The organism is Leisingera sp. MMG026 (genome assembly GCF_021654205.1).
GTDB lineage: Bacteria > Pseudomonadota > Alphaproteobacteria > Rhodobacterales > Rhodobacteraceae > Leisingera.
In genome coordinates this window covers 1-2,163 of sequence record NZ_JAKFZM010000109.1, presented here as the reverse complement: position 1 = coordinate 2,163, position 2,163 = coordinate 1, and the positions used below count along the sequence as shown (strand labels likewise).

Below are 2,163 nucleotides of genomic sequence, written 5' to 3'. Positions count from 1 at the left end.
GGCATGCGCACGTCTTGAGTACTCAGCCAGCTTTCGAGCTGGTCCAGATCGGAAATCCCTCGCGATTCTGCCAAGCTCTAATTGCCTTCGGAACAAATATCTGTGTTGCGACCATATACGCCCGCTTGACCATAGCAAGGTTTCAAATCATATCCCCTTGCATGACAGAGCTCGCCAAAATCCGCAATTTCTCCATCGTCGCCCACATCGACCATGGCAAATCCACCCTTGCCGACCGGCTCATCCAGGAGACCGGCACGGTGAAGGACCGCGATATGAAGGAACAGCTGCTCGACTCGATGGATATCGAGCGCGAGCGCGGGATCACCATCAAGGCCAACACCGTACGCATCGACTATACCGCCGATGACGGCGACACATACGTCTTGAACCTGATCGACACCCCCGGCCACGTCGACTTTGCCTATGAGGTCTCCCGCTCGATGCGCGCGGTCGAAGGCTCGCTCTTGGTGGTCGACAGCTCGCAAGGGGTCGAGGCGCAGACGCTGGCCAATGTCTATCACGCGATGGAGGCCGACCACGAAATCGTGCCGGTGCTGAACAAGATCGATCTGCCGGCCTCCGACTGCGACCGGGTGGCGGAACAGATTGAGGATGTGATCGGCATCGACGCCTCGGGCGCCATCCGGGTCTCGGCCAAGACCGGCCAGGGCATCCGCGAAACGTTGGAAAGCATTGTGCAGCATCTGCCCGCGCCCAAAGGCACCCGCGACGCGCCGCTGAAGGCGATGCTGGTGGACTCGTGGTATGACGCCTATCTTGGCGTGATCGTGCTGGTGCGGGTGATGGACGGCACCCTGAAAAAGGGCATGCGGGTTAAATTCATGTCCAACGACACCCTGCACCATGTGGACCGCATCGGCGTGTTCCGCCCCGAGATGCAGATGATCGACAGCCTCGGCCCCGGCGAGATCGGCTTCCTCACCGCCTCGATCAAGCAGGTGCGCGACACCCGCGTCGGCGACACCATCACCAATGACCGAAACGGCACCGAAGACGCGCTGCCGGGCTTCAAACCCGCCCAGCCTGTGGTGTTCTGCGGCCTGTTCCCCGTCGATTCCGCTGAATTCGAAGACCTGCGCGACGCCATCGACAAGCTGGCCCTGAACGACGCCTCCTTCAGCTTCGAGATGGAAACCTCCGCAGCACTTGGATTCGGTTTCCGCTGCGGCTTCCTGGGCCTTCTGCACCTCGAAGTCATCCGCGACCGGATTGAGCGCGAATACAACATCGAGCTGATCACCACCGCGCCAAGCGTGATCTACCACGTCTACATGAAAGACGGCGAGCAGATCGACCTGCACAACCCTGCCGACATGCCCGACATGTCCAAGGTCGACCACATCCAGGAGCCGCGCATCAAGGCAACGATCCTGGTGCCTGACGACTACCTCGGCGACGTCCTCAAGCTGTGCCAGGAGCGCCGCGGCATTCAGGAAGACCTGACCTATGCCGGCACCCGCGCTATGGTGGTCTATGACCTGCCGCTGAACGAGGTGGTGTTCGACTTCTACGACCGGCTGAAATCGGTGACCAAGGGCTATGCCTCATTCGACTACCAGATGACCGGTTACCGCGAGGATGCGCTGGTCAAGATGTCGGTGCTGGTCAACGATGAGCCGGTGGACGCGCTGTCGATGATGGTGCACCGCGACCGCGCCGAGATGCGCGGCCGTGCGATGTGCGAAAAGCTGAAAGAGCTGATCCCGCGCCATATGTTCAAGATCCCGATCCAGGCGGCCATCGGCGGCAAGGTGATCGCGCGCGAGACCCTTAGCGCCTTACGCAAGGACGTGACCGCCAAATGCTACGGCGGCGACGCGACGCGCAAACGCAAGCTGTTGGACAAGCAGAAAGCGGGCAAGAAGAAGATGCGCCAGTTCGGTAAAGTGGACATCCCGCAGGAAGCGTTTATTTCCGCCCTCAAAATGGACAGCTAAGGCTGTCGATTTTGAGGGACGGCGGGCGAAAGCGGTTGGCGCAGCCAATTGCGTGCCCGCACCTCAGTGTTCTGCGGCGGAGACACCTATTCAAACGGTTGCAAGACGGGGCTTCGGCCCCTTTTGTTCGTGGTGACTCATTCACTAATCCGTCTAGCGGCTCGCCGGGCAGCTCTCGAAATGCAGAATTTGCATTGTTGGC

Annotated in this window: 1 protein-coding gene; it reads left to right on the top strand. The window is 60.3% G+C overall.

Annotated elements, in window-relative coordinates:
• The first annotated feature begins 161 nt into the window (after positions 1 to 161).
• The gene (lepA, locus tag L1069_RS23610) at positions 162 to 1,961 is read left to right on the top strand and encodes a translation elongation factor 4 (protein ID WP_134830255.1); all 1,800 of its coding nucleotides are present in this window, start codon (positions 162 to 164) and stop codon (positions 1,959 to 1,961) included.
• Positions 1,962 to 2,163: the final 202 nt, after the last annotated feature.